Source organism: Acinetobacter sp. 'aerobic (ED)' (assembly GCF_904886855.1).
GTDB classification, from domain to species: Bacteria; Pseudomonadota; Gammaproteobacteria; order Pseudomonadales; family Moraxellaceae; genus Acinetobacter; species Acinetobacter courvalinii.
This window is the reverse complement of sequence record NZ_CAJHGI010000004.1, coordinates 1-17,569: the sequence shown is the minus strand read 5'-3', so window position 1 is coordinate 17,569 and position 17,569 is coordinate 1. Positions and strand designations below refer to the sequence as shown.

General features: G+C 41.5%; 16 protein-coding genes and 3 pseudogenes. 18 read left to right on the top strand and 1 reads right to left on the bottom strand.

Annotated features, from left to right (window positions below; all coding sequences use genetic code 11):
- Positions 1-21: 21 nt before the first annotated feature.
- Complete coding sequence (locus JO943_RS08835; RefSeq protein WP_202740561.1) at positions 22-891, bottom strand: ORF6N domain-containing protein; 870 nt, start codon at positions 889-891, stop codon at positions 22-24.
- Positions 892-1,074: 183 nt separating this feature from the next.
- On the opposite strand from JO943_RS08835, the gene JO943_RS08830 reads away from it, so the two are divergent.
- The 18 genes and pseudogenes from JO943_RS08830 to JO943_RS08750 all read left to right on the top strand — a co-directional run bounded on the left by JO943_RS08830 (position 1,075) and on the right by JO943_RS08750 (position 17,436).
- On the top strand, positions 1,075-2,145 hold the full coding sequence (locus tag JO943_RS08830; protein ID WP_202740560.1) for an Arc family DNA-binding protein: 1,071 nt from the start codon (positions 1,075-1,077) through the stop codon (positions 2,143-2,145).
- Between the two features lie 99 nt (positions 2,146-2,244).
- Positions 2,245-2,421, top strand: a complete 177-nt coding sequence (locus JO943_RS08825) for a hypothetical protein (RefSeq protein ID WP_202740559.1) — start codon at positions 2,245-2,247, stop codon at positions 2,419-2,421.
- A gap of 8 nt (positions 2,422-2,429) precedes the next feature.
- The gene (locus JO943_RS08820; protein ID WP_202740558.1) at positions 2,430-2,750 is read left to right on the top strand and encodes a DUF4236 domain-containing protein; all 321 of its coding nucleotides are present in this window, start codon (positions 2,430-2,432) and stop codon (positions 2,748-2,750) included.
- 89 nt (positions 2,751-2,839) lie between these two features.
- The gene (locus JO943_RS08815) at positions 2,840-3,361 is read left to right on the top strand and encodes a DUF4468 domain-containing protein (protein WP_202740557.1); all 522 of its coding nucleotides are present in this window, start codon (positions 2,840-2,842) and stop codon (positions 3,359-3,361) included.
- Positions 3,362-3,486: 125 nt separating this feature from the next.
- A complete protein-coding gene (locus JO943_RS08810; protein WP_202740556.1) occupies positions 3,487-8,010 on the top strand; it encodes a tape measure protein in 4,524 nt (1,507 codons plus the stop codon).
- Between the two features lie 242 nt (positions 8,011-8,252).
- Positions 8,253-8,402 carry a hypothetical protein gene (locus tag JO943_RS08805; RefSeq protein ID WP_202740552.1) on the top strand — a complete coding sequence of 50 codons (150 nt, stop codon included), beginning with the start codon at positions 8,253-8,255 and terminating at the stop codon, positions 8,400-8,402.
- A gap of 57 nt (positions 8,403-8,459) precedes the next feature.
- Positions 8,460-8,858 carry a hypothetical protein gene (locus JO943_RS08800; RefSeq protein ID WP_202740551.1) on the top strand — a complete coding sequence of 133 codons (399 nt, stop codon included), beginning with the start codon at positions 8,460-8,462 and terminating at the stop codon, positions 8,856-8,858.
- Positions 8,858-9,364: a DUF1833 family protein gene (locus JO943_RS08795; protein ID WP_069576037.1), complete on the top strand. Its 507-nt coding sequence runs from the start codon at positions 8,858-8,860 to the stop codon at positions 9,362-9,364. Before JO943_RS08800 ends, JO943_RS08795 begins: the two co-directional genes overlap by 1 nt.
- The gene (locus tag JO943_RS08790; protein ID WP_062846825.1) at positions 9,361-9,723 is read left to right on the top strand and encodes a hypothetical protein; all 363 of its coding nucleotides are present in this window, start codon (positions 9,361-9,363) and stop codon (positions 9,721-9,723) included. The genes JO943_RS08795 and JO943_RS08790 overlap by 4 nt, the downstream gene beginning before the upstream one ends.
- Positions 9,716-12,416 (top strand): annotated as a pseudogene (locus JO943_RS08785) (host specificity factor TipJ family phage tail protein); the annotation flags it as partial. The gene JO943_RS08790 and the pseudogene JO943_RS08785, both read left to right, overlap by 8 nt.
- A gap of 59 nt (positions 12,417-12,475) precedes the next feature.
- A pseudogene (locus JO943_RS18650) lies at positions 12,476-13,144 on the top strand (phage tail protein); the annotation flags it as partial.
- Between the two features lie 64 nt (positions 13,145-13,208).
- Entirely contained in the window at positions 13,209-13,490 is a 282-nt protein-coding gene (locus JO943_RS08780) for a phage holin (protein ID WP_005231293.1), read from the top strand.
- A complete protein-coding gene (locus JO943_RS08775) occupies positions 13,480-13,701 on the top strand; it encodes a hypothetical protein (RefSeq protein ID WP_005231578.1) in 222 nt (73 codons plus the stop codon). Before JO943_RS08780 ends, JO943_RS08775 begins: the two co-directional genes overlap by 11 nt.
- A gap of 59 nt (positions 13,702-13,760) precedes the next feature.
- Positions 13,761-14,342, top strand: coding sequence for a glycoside hydrolase family 19 protein (locus JO943_RS08770; protein WP_202740547.1), 582 nt, complete (start codon positions 13,761-13,763; stop codon positions 14,340-14,342).
- Between the two features lie 452 nt (positions 14,343-14,794).
- Positions 14,795-15,082 (top strand): annotated as a pseudogene (locus JO943_RS18645) (LysR substrate-binding domain-containing protein); the annotation flags it as partial.
- A gap of 359 nt (positions 15,083-15,441) precedes the next feature.
- Complete coding sequence (locus JO943_RS08760) at positions 15,442-15,720, top strand: hypothetical protein (RefSeq protein WP_202740544.1); 279 nt, start codon at positions 15,442-15,444, stop codon at positions 15,718-15,720.
- A 330-nt stretch (positions 15,721-16,050) separates the two neighbouring features.
- Positions 16,051-16,593: a fimbrial protein gene (locus JO943_RS08755; protein ID WP_202740542.1), complete on the top strand. Its 543-nt coding sequence runs from the start codon at positions 16,051-16,053 to the stop codon at positions 16,591-16,593.
- A 78-nt stretch (positions 16,594-16,671) separates the two neighbouring features.
- The gene (locus JO943_RS08750) at positions 16,672-17,436 is read left to right on the top strand and encodes a molecular chaperone (RefSeq protein ID WP_202740541.1); all 765 of its coding nucleotides are present in this window, start codon (positions 16,672-16,674) and stop codon (positions 17,434-17,436) included.
- Positions 17,437-17,569 lie beyond the last annotated feature (133 nt).

The window sequence follows — 17,569 nt, the reverse complement described above, 5'->3', positions numbered from 1 at the left end:
CCCGAAGGGCTTTGCTATTTATTAATATTGGAGACGGCGAAAATGATCAATACGCTCACTTTCGCTTAGATCGTATGGTAGTTCCTTTAGGATGTGAACATTAAGCTCTTCTCTGTATTTACTACCTAGAATTAGACCTGCACTAAAAGCGCCGTCTGCAAAATTATCGTGAATACGTCCTGCCATTTTGGGGTTCAATATTCTGATTGAATCACCAAAACAACGCCACCAAGCAGATACCCAGTACATATGAATTGCTACGTTTTTTGCGCGTGATTCCAATTCTGGATTCTGTGATGGAAAGTGAGTTGGGGCATTGCTGTAAAGCGCAATCAGGTGATGAACGTACTCCACGGCGACAGGGATGGAGTCATAAGGGATTTCATCAATACTATTTGTACCAAAACGTTGATTGATAATTTTCCACGCATCACTTGAGTTTAAGTGTTTTGTTTTGGCAACAAGCAAAGCATGTGCATCATGTAGTGGGGTGCGTTCTAATTTGTGGGTTTTGGCTAAGATTTCTTTTCGGACAAAATAACAGTCTTCAAGTTGTTCAAATACCTCCCAGGCTTGGTCAGTATCAAGCATCTTAGCGTGGCGGGCAGCGCCGCGTTCTGTCCATAGAATCAGGGAGCGAGCTTTGTTTGAAATAGATGGGGAATTTGCAACTATCTTTAAGCTAGTCACAAAATCCTTTAATTCTTGTCCAATAATTTTGAAGAAATGTTTCCCTTCAATAAAGCGGTCTTTATTACGTGTATGGTTTTGCTGGATGCGGACAGATCCTGTGCCATAAAAACCAGCTAACTGTTCAGTAGTTAGAACAGGGATAGATTTGAAATTAATGATTGATACATGCGTATCATTGATTTGTGCTAAACTAGCCATATCAATTACCTCGTAGTGGTTGATAACTCGCCCTGTCACCGTCCAAAGTTGCAGGGCGTTTTTAATATATTTAAGAACTAAAAAATAGTCAACTCCATTTTTGGCACTATGATGTGATGTTAATTTGACACTAAATTAAAAAGCTAATATATTTTTATCAACATTGAGGATTGAGTCGTAATAATGATTTTCAAACAAGATGATTGGAAACGTACTCAAGTACGCTTACCACCTGAAGTTCATGAGCAATTAAATAGATATGCTGAAATTAATGGGCTTTCTCAGAATGCAGCAATTCTACAAATTTTAGAAAAAGTTCTTAATAGTGATGTAGCTGTTTCAAAGTTAACTATTGTTGAAAGCCTTAAAAATATTGAAATGCTATTAAACTCCAAAAGGTTCCAGTTTGATAATGATTCACTTATTGCTTCTCGCTTAAATGAATGTTTGAAAATGACAAATGAGATATCACATTTAAAACTAACCCCTTCAAAAGTTGCTGAAATAATGGGTGAGAACTCTGCACATCAATTTTCAAATTATTTTGCAGGCACAGAACAACCTAGTTTTTTTGAATTGGATAATTTTGCCCGCTTTTTTGGAGTTAACTCTGAATGGTTGAAGCATGGGAATTTACCAAAATTCAAAGTGGAATATGATAGGCTATCAACAAGGCCAGAAGAAGCTGTAAAAGAAATTTTAAATATTCCATTATATAGCCCCATAGAAATTGAACCTGAAGATCATAAAGAGAATAATCCATTTGCACCTGTCAGGCCAAAAGATATCTATTTAGTTAGGAATGACTCAAAAGCAGGTGAGTTCCTTATAGTTAGAAAATATAATGAATGGGTTGTAGATGTTTTAAAAACTCCTATACATGTGAGTGATGTAATTGGTGCTGGTGGTGAGAGTATGCTAAAGAGCTTATTCGTTACTTTAAAGTTCCTTTATGAGTTGTATACCAATTCAAGATTAGAAAATTGTGTTTTCGTGAAAGGTTTTATTGTATCGGACTCAGAGTTTAATGACTTATGTGAAGGGGTTCTACATCCTCTAGAGGTTTTAAAATACTGCTCTAATAATACTTGGTGGGAAGATATTTGGGATGAAAAAATGTCTGTAACTAATAGTTATTGGGATGGGTTTAGGAAAATATCTAGCCATATACAAAGATGTGTTAATGAGGATAAATACTTATCAGACGTGAGCCAACGGATAACTATGCATGACTTTGATATACTTAAAAAATAATTTTAATATTTTGAAATCAAACCCACTTAATGTGGGTTTTTTAATGACTTAATTTCAACCTTCTGATAAATTATCTTTTTTATTTATAAGGGGTATTTTATGAAACAGGTTATTTTAAGTATATTATTAGTTTTTGGAGCAGTTAATCTAGCTGAAGCTGGTAAAGGCAGACAGCCTTGTTCTGGTAAAAAAGGAGGAATTAGTCATTGTGATGGAAAGAAATTTGTATGCAATGATGGTTCAATCAGCGCTTCTAAGAAGGTGTGTTCAAGATAGGTATTAATATGGGGCTTAATTTTAGGAAGAGTTTAAAAATAGCGCCTGGAGTGAAAGTAAATATCACTAAAAAAGGTGTAAGTAGCTTATCTATTGGAAAAAATGGCGCTAGAATAAATGTTGGCAAGAAGGGTGTAAAGACTACAGCTGGATTGCCTGGAACTGGAATTTCATACTCTAAGTTTTCTAGCTATAAAAAAGAATCTGCAAGAAAAGAGCCTAATTTTAATAATCCAGACAATTTATTGGGTTATCCAAAATCTGAATGGATAATTGCTGGAGTCATTGGGTTCTTTGCGCTTGTTTTCTTTATTTGGATCATTAGCTGAGAACAGAGAACCCACTTAATGTGGGTTTTTTAATGATTTCATTTTAATTATTTGTTAAATTGTGCGGGATTTTAAAGAGGGTGTTGATTATGAAAAAACTTATATTAATTGGTTCTTTTTTAGTTTTAACAGGTTGTGCTACAACGCCACAAAAACCAGCAGAACCAGTAAAATTTGAAAAAATATATCAAATTGACGGATTGAATCAAGCTCAAGTTTATGATGGAGCTCGTCAATGGTTCGCTACAGCCTTTCGTTCAGCTAATGCCGTTATTCAGTACGAAGATAAGACTACTGGATCAATCATTGGAAAAGGGAATATGGCATACCGTTGCAGTGGCTTTGCTGATTGTATGACTGTTACGGCAGGTGACCGTGTTGATTTTACTGTTCGTGTAGATACAAAAGATGGTCGGATGCGGGTTGGTTATGACAACCTTACTCATTATAAACCAGCACAGATGATTAATGGTGTTCGTTATAGTGAAACAAATAGACCTATAACAGAAGGTTACCCATCCGCTAAAATAATTGTAGATGAGTTAAATAAATCTTCTGATGCAATGGCAGAAAAAATTAAGACACAACAGAAGGTAAATGCAGATTGGTAATATTAAAAAGTTTTTAGATATTCAACTTACTAAGTAAATTTAATTAAACCCGCGAAAGTGGGTTTTTTTATATCCAACGTATAACCGCCGCAAGGCGGTTTTTTATTGCCTAAAGGAAAGTAAACATGACGCAAGAATCCCGCTTAGTCATTGTAATTGACTCAAAAAATGCTGAACGCAACGCTAAAGCCTTGGCTGATGAAATGTCTAGAATTACAGAGCGTGGCGATTCAGCATCACAATCTACAAAAGACATGGGTAAACAGTTTTCTGTGACCAATAACATTGTCCAGAACTTTAATACCACGGTAAACAATACCAACTCATCCGTGCAAAAAACGGTTGAAGTCACCAAGCAGGCGACTCAGCAGAATCAAAAGTTTTCACAGGAAATTAAAAATACATCGCAGGAACTGGATAAACAGGAAAAGTCGATTCATTCATATGGGACATCGATTAAAGCCTTGGCCGGTTTTATGCTGGGGCTGGTTACTGTAAATGAGACAATTGCCAGAGCTGATGGTGCGACTCAGATGGCCGCACGTATTCGTAATGCAACAGATAGTGCTGCTGAGTTTGATCTTGTTCAGGAGCGTCTATATGCGTCTACAAAAAGCACATACCGTGCTCTTGGTGAAGCGCAGGAAGTCTATTTAGGCTTGGCTGGTGGGATGAAAGCCTTAGGTTACGCCACCAATGATACCTTGGATGTGTCTGACTCACTTTCCTTTTCATTTACGGCAAATGCAGCACGTGCTGATCAGGCGCAATCAGCAATTGATGCATTTTCAAAATCTATGGCCAAAGGCAAAATTGATGCTGATGCCTGGATCTCGATTGTTACCGCTGCCGATAACATTATTGCAGATATGGCTAAAACCACAGGCAAGACAGAGGTACAAATTCGAGAGCTGGGCGCAACCGGTAAAATTTCGTTAGAAGACCTGATCAAGACATTAAATGCAACGAGAGACTCAAATCAGGAATTAGCGGATGCAATGGAGAATAGTCTGGCAGATGGCCTGACCACATTGTCTAACGCCGTGACCAAGTTGCTCGGTGAAATCAATATGAGTACAGGTGCAACCAATACTGCAGCGGCAGGCTTGGGATTATTAGCCGATAATATTGATATTGTGATGAATGCTGCAATGGCGGGCGGTCTTGCTTATTTAACCAAGACAATTATTGCCAAAACTGTTGCTACAGATACCGGGATTATCTCAACCATCCGCAGTCGTCAGGCATCTGTTGCAAATGCTCAGGCTGAGGTTGCAGAAGCAACAGCAACACTTAATGCGGCTAAAGCACATCTTGCGAATGTCCAAGCGACCAATGCTGAAGCACAGGCTAAATACGGCGCTACGGCAGCGGCAGCACGCTATGCTCAGGCTCAAGCTGCCGCCACTGCGGCTACGAATGCGCAAACAGCTGCGCAAGGACGTCTTGCGGCTGCATCCATCAATGTTGGAAGATTGGCTAGTGGAGCGTTTGCCTTAATTGGTGGACCAATAGGTGCAATTACCTTGGGCGTGGCCGGTTTGACTGCCGCTTACTCGTATTTCAATGGTAAGGCAGAGGAGGCAACGGCAAAGTTAAAAGAGCAAGCGGAGGCTGCAAAGTTAACTAAAGAAGAAATCAAGGCGCTGAGTGAGGAGCAACGTAAAGAGAAGCTTGCTGATCTGGCTGCAACACTGGATGATCAAAACAAGAAGTTGAAGCAACAAGAGCAGGCGGTCGCATCAGCATTAATTGCCATTCAAAACTATGCACTGGGTAATGTGAAAGTTACCGATATTTCAAATAAGGCCCGTCTTGGTACCATTTCATATACTGAAGCGATAGAGCAACTGAAGGATCAGAAAATCCCTTCTGATCTCAGGGATGCATTGCTTAAACAAGTAAGCGCCTATGATGTGGCCGCTGAAACTGCCAACAAGACCAAAAAAACCTATAGTTTGTTTGGGATAGAGGTAGCTCTGGCAGGCAATAAAGCTGAGAATGCGATCGTCGGTCTTGATAAAAATACCAAGTCATTAACTGAAAATGAAAAGGCTGCTTTGGCTGCAAAAGAGGCTCAAAAGAAATATGCCGATTCATTATTTGATCGTGATTTTGATGCCCAACTATCACAGAGACTGCTTGCCAAGAACTACACTCCAGCTCAAGTAAAGGCATTATTAGATTTGGCAAACTGGGCGCGAAAAAATGGTGTGCAGATTACTACTGAGATGTATCAGGCAGCGTTGAGAGTTCAAGCCATTGAGGAGAAAAATAACCAGGTTATAGAGGCTAAAAATAAGGCATTAAAGGAAACAACAGATGAGTTGTCTAAACAACAGAAAATTCTATCTGTAAATGCCAAGGTTCAGGCCAATGCAGCAAAGTTTGGTTTTTCCAACATTGAGTCTAAATACAGACTACCTGCAGGAACACTATCTGCGATTCACATGATCGAATCCAGAGGTAACGCCAAAGCATATAACAAAGACACTGGTGCAACTGGAGGCTTTCAGTTCTTATCCGGTACCGCCAAGCAATACGGAGTTAAAGATCGAACTGATCTGGCTCAGTCTGCTGAGGGTGCGGGTAAGTATATGTCTTACCTACTCAAACTGTTTAAAGGTGATCTGGAAAAGGCTGTACGTGCTTACCATGCGGGTGAAGGCAACGTTCAAAAAGGTAAAGGTATTGGTAAATATAACAACCAATACTGGAAAGACTTTCAGGGCTACATGGCAGGCATCAATGGATATTCTGCCGGTGATATTTCATCAAAAGATTTTTCAAAGATACTTCAAGATGACGCCAAAATGGCGGAAGAACAGGCACGTTTACGGATTCAACTGGAGAATGAAGTTGCAGATCAACAAACCAGGATCCGCAATGATCTGGCTCAAAAATTAGAGGAGGTTGATAAAGCCAATTTTAGTTCTGAACGTAAAGCGGAGATTATTGCCGATTTGAAAGCCCGTGCAGACAATGACATTGCAATCGCTCAACAGGCTTTACGAACCAAACTGGATGATTACAAGGAGTTCCAAAAAACTGAAGCTGAGTTGCTTGAAGAAAGCTTTGCTCGTAAAAAGTTCAATGCTGCCCATGATATTGAGCTCAGCAAGGCTGAACAGAAACAGGCGGTTGAGTTACTGGAGCAACAATATCAGCAAGAGCTAGGGTTGATGCAACTGGCACAAGAACAGCGATTGTTCCAGGCTAAATTAGCTTTGTTGTCTGAAACCGAAGCCATGCAGGAACGGTATCGATTAGAACGGGAGGAAATTTTAAAAAATACCAAGCTGAGTATTGAAGAGCGCCAAAAAATGATTACGTTCTCCAAAGCCAATCAGGAAAAGGAGATGCGTGACAAGATTACTGGAGCTGTTCAGAACTGGGGAAGTATCCAGGCTGATATGAATGGTACCGGCGAGTTTTATCGTCAGGATCAAGACCGGTTTAGCCGTCTTGGTGCAGCTCAAGATCTGTTTGATAGCAAGTCTGCAGCAGTTGACTACAACGAGCAGAGTGGTATTGAAGATATCAACTCCAAACTCCAGGCCGGCCTTTTATCACAGCAGGATTTTGAAGATCAGAAAACAGCGATCATGCAAGCCGCTCTTGAGCAAAGGAATATCATTTATGATGAATATGCTCAAAATGCCCAAGAGATTGAAGATAAGTACCAACAAGATAGATTGAATGCACAAATTGCTCTCGGTGGGCAAATGATTGGTTCAGTAACATCGATGTTTGGTTCTATGTTCGGTGAGCAATCCAAGGCCTACAAGATCATGTTTGCTGCAGATAAAGCCTATGCGATCGCAGCAGCTGGTATTGCGATTCAACAGAACATTGCTCAGGCTGCCAAGGTTGGTTTTCCTCAAAACTTGCCATTAATTGCAGGGGCGATTGCTCAAGGTGCCAGCATTATCAGCAATATCCGTGCAATTAAGGACCAAGGCTTTGCTGAGGGTGGTTATACGGGTAAAGGTGGTAAATACGAGGTTGCCGGATCTGTTCATAAAGGCGAGATCGTATGGTCACAGGATGATATTAAACGCTGGGGTGGTGTCAATTTAGTTGAGAGTATGCGTAAGAGTGCGAACCCTGAAGCATTCCTCAAAAACAACTCGGCTGAAAATATTATGCGCCGTGCACTGATGAGCTCAAATGCCTTTATGGAAAGCCAGAAGAAATCAAACATCTTCAATCAAGCCGGAGATGGCCAGATTATCTATAAGGCGAGTCAGACTGCAGAGACTCCAAAAGTCTCTACCGGTTCTGATCTGTATCATGATGGCAAAGTGTATTTCTCACCGAATGGCTTGGTTCAGGATCGCTCAAATCTTGAGGATGTCCATGATTTCACTCTGGGCAGATCTGCACGGCCACAGGCTGAAGCGATTGCTTCAGTTCAACCATCAGCACCTACGATCAACTTTAAGATTGAAGTGGTGAACCAGGTGAAAGGGGTAGCGGTCGAAGCAGAGCAACTGGATGAGAATACTGTCCGGCTTATCGTAAAAGATGAATTGAAAAAGGAGCTTCCACGTGAGGTGCCGAAGATTGTGAGTGATCAAATCAAGGAACCTAACTCATCAATTAGTCGGGCCATTTCAACCAATACGACAGCAAGGCGTAATCGTTAATTAGATACATACGTATAAGTAGTACCTGTTGACAGCACATCGCTCTGCCACCTTCTATCACTAGCCAACCATCCCTACAATGAATGAGCTGCCTACAGGTGGCTCTTTTTTATGCGGAAAAACCGACGGATGAATCAAATTCTATAGCAATTTAGAATCATCACAAAAGCAAAAACCCCAGTGCGCCAACACTGAGGTTTTCAATACAACTCAACCGAGCAAAGATAAGGAGAAGTATTTCTATGAATAAGCATACAACAAATTCACAGTTAAAGGTAGAAGGTAAAATGAGCAAAAAAGGTGCTGATCGAGCGGGCCATATCCAAGCATTAACCAATATGCTTTTAGTATTTGGTTTTATTGCTGTTTCAATTATTCTCGCCTTGAAATAATTGCTATTATTTATTCGTACCGCCGACAGGCGGTTTTTTATTGCCTGAAGGAAAGTTATGTACAAGTTAAAACTTAATCCTCAAACGAGCGGCTATGGCGTGACACCAGGTGATGATGTGAAGCGCCAGCAGTTTGATGGAGGACGTGGCCGCTATTACATCGATGTAAAGCGTAACAGCCACATAGTCGATGTGAACTGGAGCTTAAGCAAAGCCGACTTCAACAAGATGATGGCTTTCTGGCGTGTTTATCAAAGCCAGCCTGCATCATTCTATGTGGATCTGGTGATCGATCAGGGCACACGTCAGCAATACCTGTGCAACTTCATGCCAGGTACTTTTAAAACCAATGAGGTCAACGGCAATCTGTACCGGGTCAATGCCCAGCTGGAGGTTGTGCAGAATCAGAAAGACTTGGCAGCAGATCAGGCCTTAATTAAAGATTGGGTGGTGTGATGGATCAGGAATATGCAAGGTTCTTTCTCAACCGTACAGTCGACATTTATCAGCTGGAGTGTATCGAACTGACACATCCCTCATTCATCAATACCTATCGGGTGGTCCGCAATGATGATCAGGGTGTTTATGTCCGGCACAAGGAGAATGACAGCCAGTTGTTCTATGAATATCTGCCTGCCGAGATCCAGCGTTCGGGTATGCTCGGCGATCTGGACCAGTCCTTGACGATTTCAATATCAGGCTTGGGTGATGTGCTGCCGGATGAGTTTGAGCGGGTAATGGAAGGGCAATATCCCGATATTAAGCCAACGGTTAATTACCGGCTGTATAGCTCGGACAATCTCAATACACCGATGTATTTCTTACTTGGTTTGCAACTCTCAGGCGTGGCCATGGACCATAAAGCTGTGACATTCAAGGCTGAATCACCGCGATTAAATACCGCCAAGACGGGCGACATCTTCTCACTGGATCGCTTCACCGGTCTCAAGGGGGCGTTATGAAAGGTCATGATCATTTACTCGATCGGCAATACGATCAGGAAAACTACAACTGTGTTCACTTTGCCCACGAAGCTGCGATGGATCTGTATGGGATTGACCGTGGGGAAGCACTGGAACTGTTTATGCAGCCTAAGGGCAGTATTGAGTTCAAGCCATCCAGAATAAAGCTACTAAATCCGCTGCCCATGCCCAAGGAGGGCTGCATAGTCGCCTTCCACCCAAGACTAAGAAACAAGCCCCCGCATGTGGGGCTTTTTCGTGGGGGTAAGGTTTTGCACCTGATGGAAAGTGGCGTCTCTTATTTATCTGAACAAGTCGTAATGGCAATGGGGTTTAATCGGGTCAGTTACTATGATTAAGATTATTTATAAACAGGATCCTTTATCTGAAAAGAAGGCGGTAGAACGCGCTGCTACCTTAGGGCAATGGCTTACAGCAAAATATGAGTATATGCCTGAGCACCTGCGTATCTTTCACAATCCGAGTGATATGGAGCATGCTGAAATTTCGATGGCCAATGAGGTCACACCTAAAAATGCCCATGACTTGAAGCAGCTCGATTTTCTTCCTGGCACATTCATTGTGATTGAGAATCCGAAAGGGATCCCCGCATTGGTTGCTGCAGTCGTATCGTTAGTTGTTGGCCTTGCAGTAGCGCTGTTGATGCCAACGCCTTCGATCGCACAGACCACTCAGAATAACAACCAGTCCTCATCAGCAAATAACGAGCTTTCAAGCCGTGAGAACAAGATGCGGGTGAATGGCCGTGTTGTGGATCTATTCGGCGCTGCAAACGATACACCTGACCTGATCGCCGTGCCTTACAAGGTGTATGAGAACAATGTCGAAGTTGAGCACATAGTCGGATGTATTGGCCGTGGCCACTATAAAATCAATGGTGCCTTTGACGGTGAAACCAACATTGTAGATATTGCCGGTGCATCGATCGAGGTGTATAGCCCTGATGTCGATATTGTTAATGGCAATCCGTATTTCTTTTTAGGCAGTGAAATTACAACGCCGCCGTTGTCGGTACAGCAACAAAATTCAGTCAATGGCCAGATCCTGCGCTCAGCTGATACTCAGGTACTGGAAGGTACTAACCATTTACGCTTTGGTTATCCGAATGAGATTTTAAGATCTGCCTCAAATTTCACGGATCTAACCACCAAGTTTGTCAGCAATGATCGGGTAGAAATCACCAATAGCGGTTTCTGGTTCAATAACCAGTTCTATCATCTGGACGGGGTTTATAGTGTGTTGTCGGTCGCTGATGACCGGATGACGTTATCCAATCCTGCAGCCGTCAATCCAGGCTGGTGGATCCTGAAGGAACTCGCAACCCAGAAAACTGCAGAACTATCACCAAGACTTGCTTCGATAGGCGAGAAATGGATTGGTCCTTTTGTCCTGGATAATGTTGAGCGAAACCGGGTACTGTGTAATTTTGTCGCTTCAAATGGATTGTATGCGGTCTATAACGGCAATGTTCAGGGTGCGGTGAATGTTGAGCTTGAGGTGGAAGTTACTCCAGTCAATGTGAATGGTGAACCATTGGGCAATCCAATGTACCAGCGTATCACCATGAAGGGATCTGCAAAATCACGTCAGACCGTAGGCGTTACGCTGGACATGACCACATTCCAGGGCCGTTGCAGTGTCCGTGCGCGTCGCGTAACCGGCGCAATCAATGCGCCAAGTGTCGTTGATGAAGTGAAATGGCAGGCACTCTACGGAGCGTTTCCATTACAAAGCACACGGTACCACAGTGAAACTGTTTTCCGTGCCAGAACCTATGCCACCACCGGCGCTCTATCGGTTAAGACACGCAAGATCAACTTTGATCTGCAACGGATGCTGCCTTTTTACCAGAATGGCGAAATGACCAAGGAAGTCTTTCCGACTTCAAGCTTTGCTGATGCCCTGGTCTCGATGGCACTGGATGACAAGATTGGTCGTCGTGCGGTTGACGAGCTGGATCTGGAAAATATCTATCGGACTTACTTTGAGATCGTGGATTACTTCGGTACACCGCTGGCCGCAGAGTTCTGTGCAACCATTGATGATACCAACCTGTCCTTTGAAGAACTGGTCACCAACGTTTGTGACGCAGTAGGGTGTACGGCTTACCGTCAGAACAATAAGCTCAAGCTGTATTTTGAACGGCCTACGGATAACTCGGTACTGTTGTTTAACTTCAGGAATATTTATCCGGAAACCTATCAAAAGGATCTGAGTTTTGGTGTGATGGATGACTATGACGGCCTGATCTATGAATATACAGATCCTGCTGACGATAGCCGTATCAATATCTATCTGCCGGACAAGAGTGCCAAGAATCCTAAAGTGGTGAAATCGATAGGTGTACGTAATAAGTGGCAAGCCCACTTTAATGCGTACCGGCTCTGGAACAAGATGCGCTTCCAGCGTCGATCTATCACTTTTGATGCGGCATCCGAGTCTGAATTGCTGGTTCTGCGTGACCGGATTGCGGTGGCGGATTATCGCAATGGTGTTCACCGGAGCGGTGATGTGCTGCAGCAAGAAGGTCTGATCCTGACCTTAAGTCATGATGTGGAGTTTATTGCAGGCAAAAGCTATGTGATTTATCTGCAGATGAGTGATGGCAGCGTGGATCTGATTCCTGTGACTGCAGGTGCCACACCTAACAAAGTCGTGTTAGGACGTTTGCCAAATGGTCCGCTTAAGCTAAATCCAGAGGATTACATCAACACGACCTATATCGTGGTGAGCGATGATAGCAAAGGCTCGTTGCCTTATCTGGTGGCCAAGAAGGATCCGGTGGGCAAGACGAGCAATAAAATCACCGCCATCAATTACGATGAGCGCTATTACCTGAATGATAAGGACTATACCGATACCCCGATTGACGATAGCCCGATCTATATCCGTTATGACCAGCTTGATATCAATCTGGCTCGGTTGTACCAGATGCAGCGCGGAGAATTACCAGCGACTGGAGTCATTAACTTTGTTGTAGAGCCGGGTGTACTGGTGTGCAGCTCAAGTGCTTATCGTCCATTAACCGAGCTCATTTACAGGCACTGGATGGATCAACCCTCAGTTAAATATGTTGTGAATGGTTTGCCTGAGATCCCGGCTATTGATACGGGTGAGTTTCCCCCTGATCTTGTAGTGAACCTGACCATTAAAGGTGCGGCTGTGGGCCGTGGTGGTGAGGGCGGTATCGCTCATGCGGCTTACTATGGCCAAAGTGAATACGAGACTGCTTTTACCAAAACGCGGCGTGATGGTGGTATCGGTGCACCGGGCTTACTGGTTCGGCACGCTAAAGTGAATCTGATCATCGATGGCGGTATTGTTGCTCGTGGTGGCTCAGGCGGAGGCGCGACACCAAACGGTATAAGTACCAAGTATAACTATGCCATGCAGGGTACATGTGGTGGTGGCGGTGCACCGTTTGGTATGGCGCTGAGCTTTGTTCCGACGTCCAGTGAAGTACCTCGATTCAGGGGGTATTTTAATAATAACTACCAGACCGATAAGGTATCCGATGCCCAAAGAGATATTCCGGGTCAAGGTTACCAAAGGAATAATAGCAGTGAAGTTTCGCCGCTATCCGGGAATGGTGGTGGTTGGGGCCAGCGTGGTACCAAATCATTAAATAAGGGCGAATGGAACTGGAGATATCACGGAACAATTGAAGGTGAGCCAGGACCAGGTGGACCGGCCATTATTGGTGCACCGTTACTGACCCTACAGATAATCAATGGAGGGCAAATCCTACAAACGCTTTAACAGTCTTAAATTTTTTTATAAGCACCCAAACGGGTGCTTTTTTATTGTCTATTGGAGACAGGAAATGCAAGAACAGGCAGCAAGCGCGGTTGAAGCTGCTACAAACACAATCGCAGCAACAGCATCCAAGGTTTCATATACATCAGCGGGGTTATCAGTGGCAGCGTATGCAGCAAGCATTGATTGGGCAGTATGGGCCTCAGTCTTTATCGGTGTGATTACTTTTTTTACCACACTGTATTTTAAACGGCGAGATGACAAGCGGGCCCAGGAGATCCATGAATTGCGGAAGAAGCAATATGAGCAGACTAAAGAACGTTTAAAGGGGGATTTTGATGACAAGTGAACAGACTCGGGCTTATTTGGCCTTTGCATTGGTTGGGCTGATGTTCGTCCTGGTGATTGCTCTATTTTTTGTGGATATGCCACGGGAAAATAGCAACCTGATTAATACCGCCTTAGGTTTCATTGCTGGAGCGATGACAACGGCCTGCGGCTTCTATTTTGGTAGTTCAGAGCAGGAAAAGAAGAAAGATAAAGACAGTCCAAATCAGTAATTAAAATTTTAAATCAACGCGACCGCCTTCGGGCGGTTTTTTATGCATGAGGAAAAGTGATGAGCATTCAAAATTTACAGAAAGCATTAGGTGTTAATGATGATGGTATTGTTGGCCGAGGAACTTTAACAGCCTTATTCAAGAAACTAGGTGCACCACATGCACGTGCTGAAGAGCTTGCACTTGCAGCGAATGTACACATGCCTACATATCATATTTTAGATAATGATCTACGTCTGGCGCACTTCATAGCTCAGTTGGCTCATGAATCGGGTAATTTCCGTTATATGGAAGAGATTGCCAGTGGCAGAGCATACGAAGGACGTAAGGATCTGGGTAATACTGAAAAAGGGGATGGTACTCGATACAAAGGCCGTGGACCGATCCAGTTAACAGGTCGTGCAAATTACCGTAAATATGGCCGTGCTCTTGGAATAGACTTTGAGAATAATCCAGAGATTGTGGCTTTACCGAGTATCGGGATGCTGGTGGCATGTAAGTACTGGTTCGATAATGGATTAAATGAGCTGGCCGATAAAGACGATATCAATCTCATTACACGCCGTATCAATGGTGGTTACAATGGGTTAGATGATCGAAAGGCAAAGTTAAATACGATGAAAAATATGCTGGGGAAGTGATGCACGATCATTGCAGATGTTCACCAGTATCCATTGCACTGAGCCTTGCAGTATTGATACTTTTGTCAGGATGTACAGCACATACGATCAACAATAATATTCATGTTGGTATATGTATGAAAGCCCTCTAAGGAGGGCTTTTATAGGTTGTTTTTTGAAAAACTGTATTCCTTTTTACCTCTTCAATTAACTCTTTTGGGTAGTCAATTGATCTTAATTTATATTGAGATTTGGATATTGATCTCACCCCGCGCAAAGTAGACTTAATTACTGAGCCCTTTGATGTCGCAATCCGTGTTGGAGAGCCTACAGATTCAAATTTAATTGCACGCCAAATCGCCAAGTTTCATTGTGGTCTTTATGCTGCTCCAAGCTTCTTTGAACATGCTTTTATTCCTCAAAGACCAGAGGATATATAACAATTTCAAAGTCTTTTATCGAGAAGGGGGAATAGGCCTACATGGGCTTTGAGTAATGGAACTACAATTATTGATGTTTCTGTCACGAGACAGATTCAACTTAATAGTATTGATTTGATGCGACGTCTCGCAAAGTTAGGTCAAGGGATAGCTGTTATCCCTAAAGAAATTGCTGCTGATGATGCTGAGCAAGGTCATCTCACTCGCATTCTACCTCAGTGGGAAGGGCCTACCGTACCGGTTTGCGCGATAACCGAAAGCCGGCTAAAACACAACTTTTTATTAATTTTATACGTGAAAAGATCGAATATAATGGGCTAGAATTTTATTAGGGTGCTAAGTCATAATTTTATAAGAACAATAGTTGAAACCAAGGAATTATAAGAAAGATTTTCTAGAAACACTTATAGATAGTTTTTGAGCGTTTAATGACAGTTTTTTCCTGTCTGATGACAGTGTTTAATTTTTTAAATAGGTTACCTTGAGTTAGCTAATATGAATACTCCAATAGGAGATGATTAATAGTTACGATAAGTTTTTGAATTAATTAACTGGATAAATATGAGATTATTTTTGTTTTTGATTGGATTGATTACTGGCGTTCAGATTTATTATGTATCTTATTTGTGGTTCTGAAGATAATCTTTTGACTTAAATTTATTGATGTCTGTGGAGGGGGGATGAGCCCAAATCAACAAACAACTGTAGCTATTGATTATATTAAAAATGAAATTAAATTCTTAATGGAATTTAAGTACGAAGATCAAATCGTTAGGAGTAAAGATTATATACAAATGATTTTGTTGTTATTGATTAAGCTTGAAATATTAAGCTGGCCACAAGTACATATTTTAGCAGAAGAACTAAGAGTAGCAAGTGGAAATGCAATTGCTCATCTAGAATATATGCAGAATACCGTTTCAAAAAAAATATTGTTTCCTAATTTTCATACGGGGTGAGCAAGGTGGATTGCCTATAAATTAACTAGACCTTGCTCACAAACAAATTTATTAAATGGACAGGCGAACTGTCATAAAAATATAAACCTGATAGAACAATAATAGTGATAGCGAATTTTATGAGGCTAGAGATAATGATAAAAATTCATTAAAAATCAGTATTTTATTGATATTTTGTTTAAAATGAATATTTTTAATGTTTAAAGTGGTAATAAAAAAAAATCAAAATTGATAATCATATGCTCTGTGGTGTGGATCACAAATTATTCTTTGAGTCATAAGCTATTCAAAGATCTTTTACATCAGTGCATTTGAATTAAAGGTTTTGTTATGTTTGTTAAGAAAAACTTAGTATTAGTAATTGCTGCAAGTGTATTTGCACCTGTTTTAACAATGGCGGCCCCAACTATAACTTTTCAAGGGGAAGTTGCAACTCAGACTTGTCAGGCTCAAGTAAATGGACAAAGTGATACGGTTGTTTTGCTACCTACCGTTTCTCAATCTAGCTTAGCCGCTGCTGGGGCTACTACAGGTATTACACCTTTTTCTATTTCAGTAAAGGATTGTGCTACTGCTGGGGCTGATACGGAAATTAAGACCAAGTTCTTGGGACGTTCTGTTACAGCAGAAGGGAACTTAGGTAATGTGGCAACAACTAATCCAGCAACTAATGTATCCATTCAACTTACTTCTGATGCAGCAGGTAAAACTCCAGTTGCTTTAAATGGAGTTACATTAGTTGATGGATTGATACTTAAGTCTGGCGCTACTTCAGCAGATCACCAGTTTGGTGCCCAATATATCGCAGAGGGTGGAGCTGCAACAGCTGGTGCTGTTACAGGTGTGGTTGAGTATACCCTAAGCTATCAATAAACACTTTTCGTTATTTGAACAACAGCCATCTCTGTGGGATGGCTGTTGTTATATATTGCTACTGAGTAGGATCTGAAGATGAAATTTTCTCTAAATTTAGTTCGAAAACACTTGAGTGTAGGTGTTTTTTTGTTGAGTTTAACAAGTATTTCTAGTGCTAATGCAGGAGTGGTATTGGTAGGTACGCGTGTAATTCTTCCCAACGGGCAGAATGAAAAAACTATCTATCTTCAGAATAAAGATAATAAACCTGCCTTAGTTCAGGTGTGGCTCGATGCTGGGGATGAAAACTCAACATTAGATACAACAAAAGCACCTTTTGTAGTTAATCCTCAAATTTTTCGTATGGAGGGTAATGCTAGTCAGATTGTTCGATTGCGCTATTTAGGTGTGGATACTGATTCAGATTCTAAAGAGTCATTATATTATCTTAATTTTATACAGTATCCTTCAGTGAAGGTGAATGAAACAGCGGTAGATAACAACCGTTTAATGATTGTATTTAAAAATAGAATTAAGGTTTTTGTTCGTCCTAAAAAAATAAACTCTTTTATGAGTTCTTCACAGGCAATGGAAAAGTTAGATTTTTCTTTTAGTCCAACTAAAAAAGTAGTAGTCGTAAATAACCCAACCCCTTATTTTGCAAATATTCAGGAAATCGGTTTAAAAACTGGCAATCAATATGTTGTTCTTACTCAGAATAAAATGGTTGAGCCTAACTCTACTTTAAAATTAGATGTAAAGAAATCAAATTACCTGCAAAAAGATAGCAAAATAAAATTTGTTCTTGTTAATGATTATGGAGTGCCAGTAGAGCAATCCAAGTCAATAGCCTTCGATTAATTCATCTATGTCATCTATGTCATCTATGTCATCTATGTCATCTATGTCATCTATGTCATCTATGTTATTATAATATAAAGGTAATTATAGTGCAAGCTAGAAGTTGTTTATATTTTGTGGCATGTGTATTAGT

Excerpts from the sequence above, each read along its gene's own strand:
- JO943_RS08835 (WP_202740561.1), bottom strand. The coding sequence starts at position 891 with ATGGCTAGTTTAGCACAAATCAATGATACGCATGTATCAATCATTAAT.
- JO943_RS08830 (WP_202740560.1), top strand. The coding sequence starts at position 1,075 with ATGATTTTCAAACAAGATGATTGGAAACGTACTCAAGTACGCTTACCA.
- JO943_RS08825 (WP_202740559.1), top strand. The coding sequence starts at position 2,245 with ATGAAACAGGTTATTTTAAGTATATTATTAGTTTTTGGAGCAGTTAAT.
- JO943_RS08820 (WP_202740558.1), top strand. The coding sequence starts at position 2,430 with ATGGGGCTTAATTTTAGGAAGAGTTTAAAAATAGCGCCTGGAGTGAAA.
- JO943_RS08815 (WP_202740557.1), top strand. The coding sequence starts at position 2,840 with ATGAAAAAACTTATATTAATTGGTTCTTTTTTAGTTTTAACAGGTTGT.
- JO943_RS08810 (WP_202740556.1), top strand. The coding sequence starts at position 3,487 with ATGACGCAAGAATCCCGCTTAGTCATTGTAATTGACTCAAAAAATGCT.
- JO943_RS08805 (WP_202740552.1), top strand. The coding sequence starts at position 8,253 with ATGAATAAGCATACAACAAATTCACAGTTAAAGGTAGAAGGTAAAATG.
- JO943_RS08800 (WP_202740551.1), top strand. The coding sequence starts at position 8,460 with ATGTACAAGTTAAAACTTAATCCTCAAACGAGCGGCTATGGCGTGACA.
- JO943_RS08795 (WP_069576037.1), top strand. The coding sequence starts at position 8,858 with ATGGATCAGGAATATGCAAGGTTCTTTCTCAACCGTACAGTCGACATT.
- JO943_RS08790 (WP_062846825.1), top strand. The coding sequence starts at position 9,361 with ATGAAAGGTCATGATCATTTACTCGATCGGCAATACGATCAGGAAAAC.
- JO943_RS08780 (WP_005231293.1), top strand. The coding sequence starts at position 13,209 with ATGCAAGAACAGGCAGCAAGCGCGGTTGAAGCTGCTACAAACACAATC.
- JO943_RS08775 (WP_005231578.1), top strand. The coding sequence starts at position 13,480 with ATGACAAGTGAACAGACTCGGGCTTATTTGGCCTTTGCATTGGTTGGG.
- JO943_RS08770 (WP_202740547.1), top strand. The coding sequence starts at position 13,761 with ATGAGCATTCAAAATTTACAGAAAGCATTAGGTGTTAATGATGATGGT.
- JO943_RS08760 (WP_202740544.1), top strand. The coding sequence starts at position 15,442 with ATGAGCCCAAATCAACAAACAACTGTAGCTATTGATTATATTAAAAAT.
- JO943_RS08755 (WP_202740542.1), top strand. The coding sequence starts at position 16,051 with ATGTTTGTTAAGAAAAACTTAGTATTAGTAATTGCTGCAAGTGTATTT.
- JO943_RS08750 (WP_202740541.1), top strand. The coding sequence starts at position 16,672 with ATGAAATTTTCTCTAAATTTAGTTCGAAAACACTTGAGTGTAGGTGTT.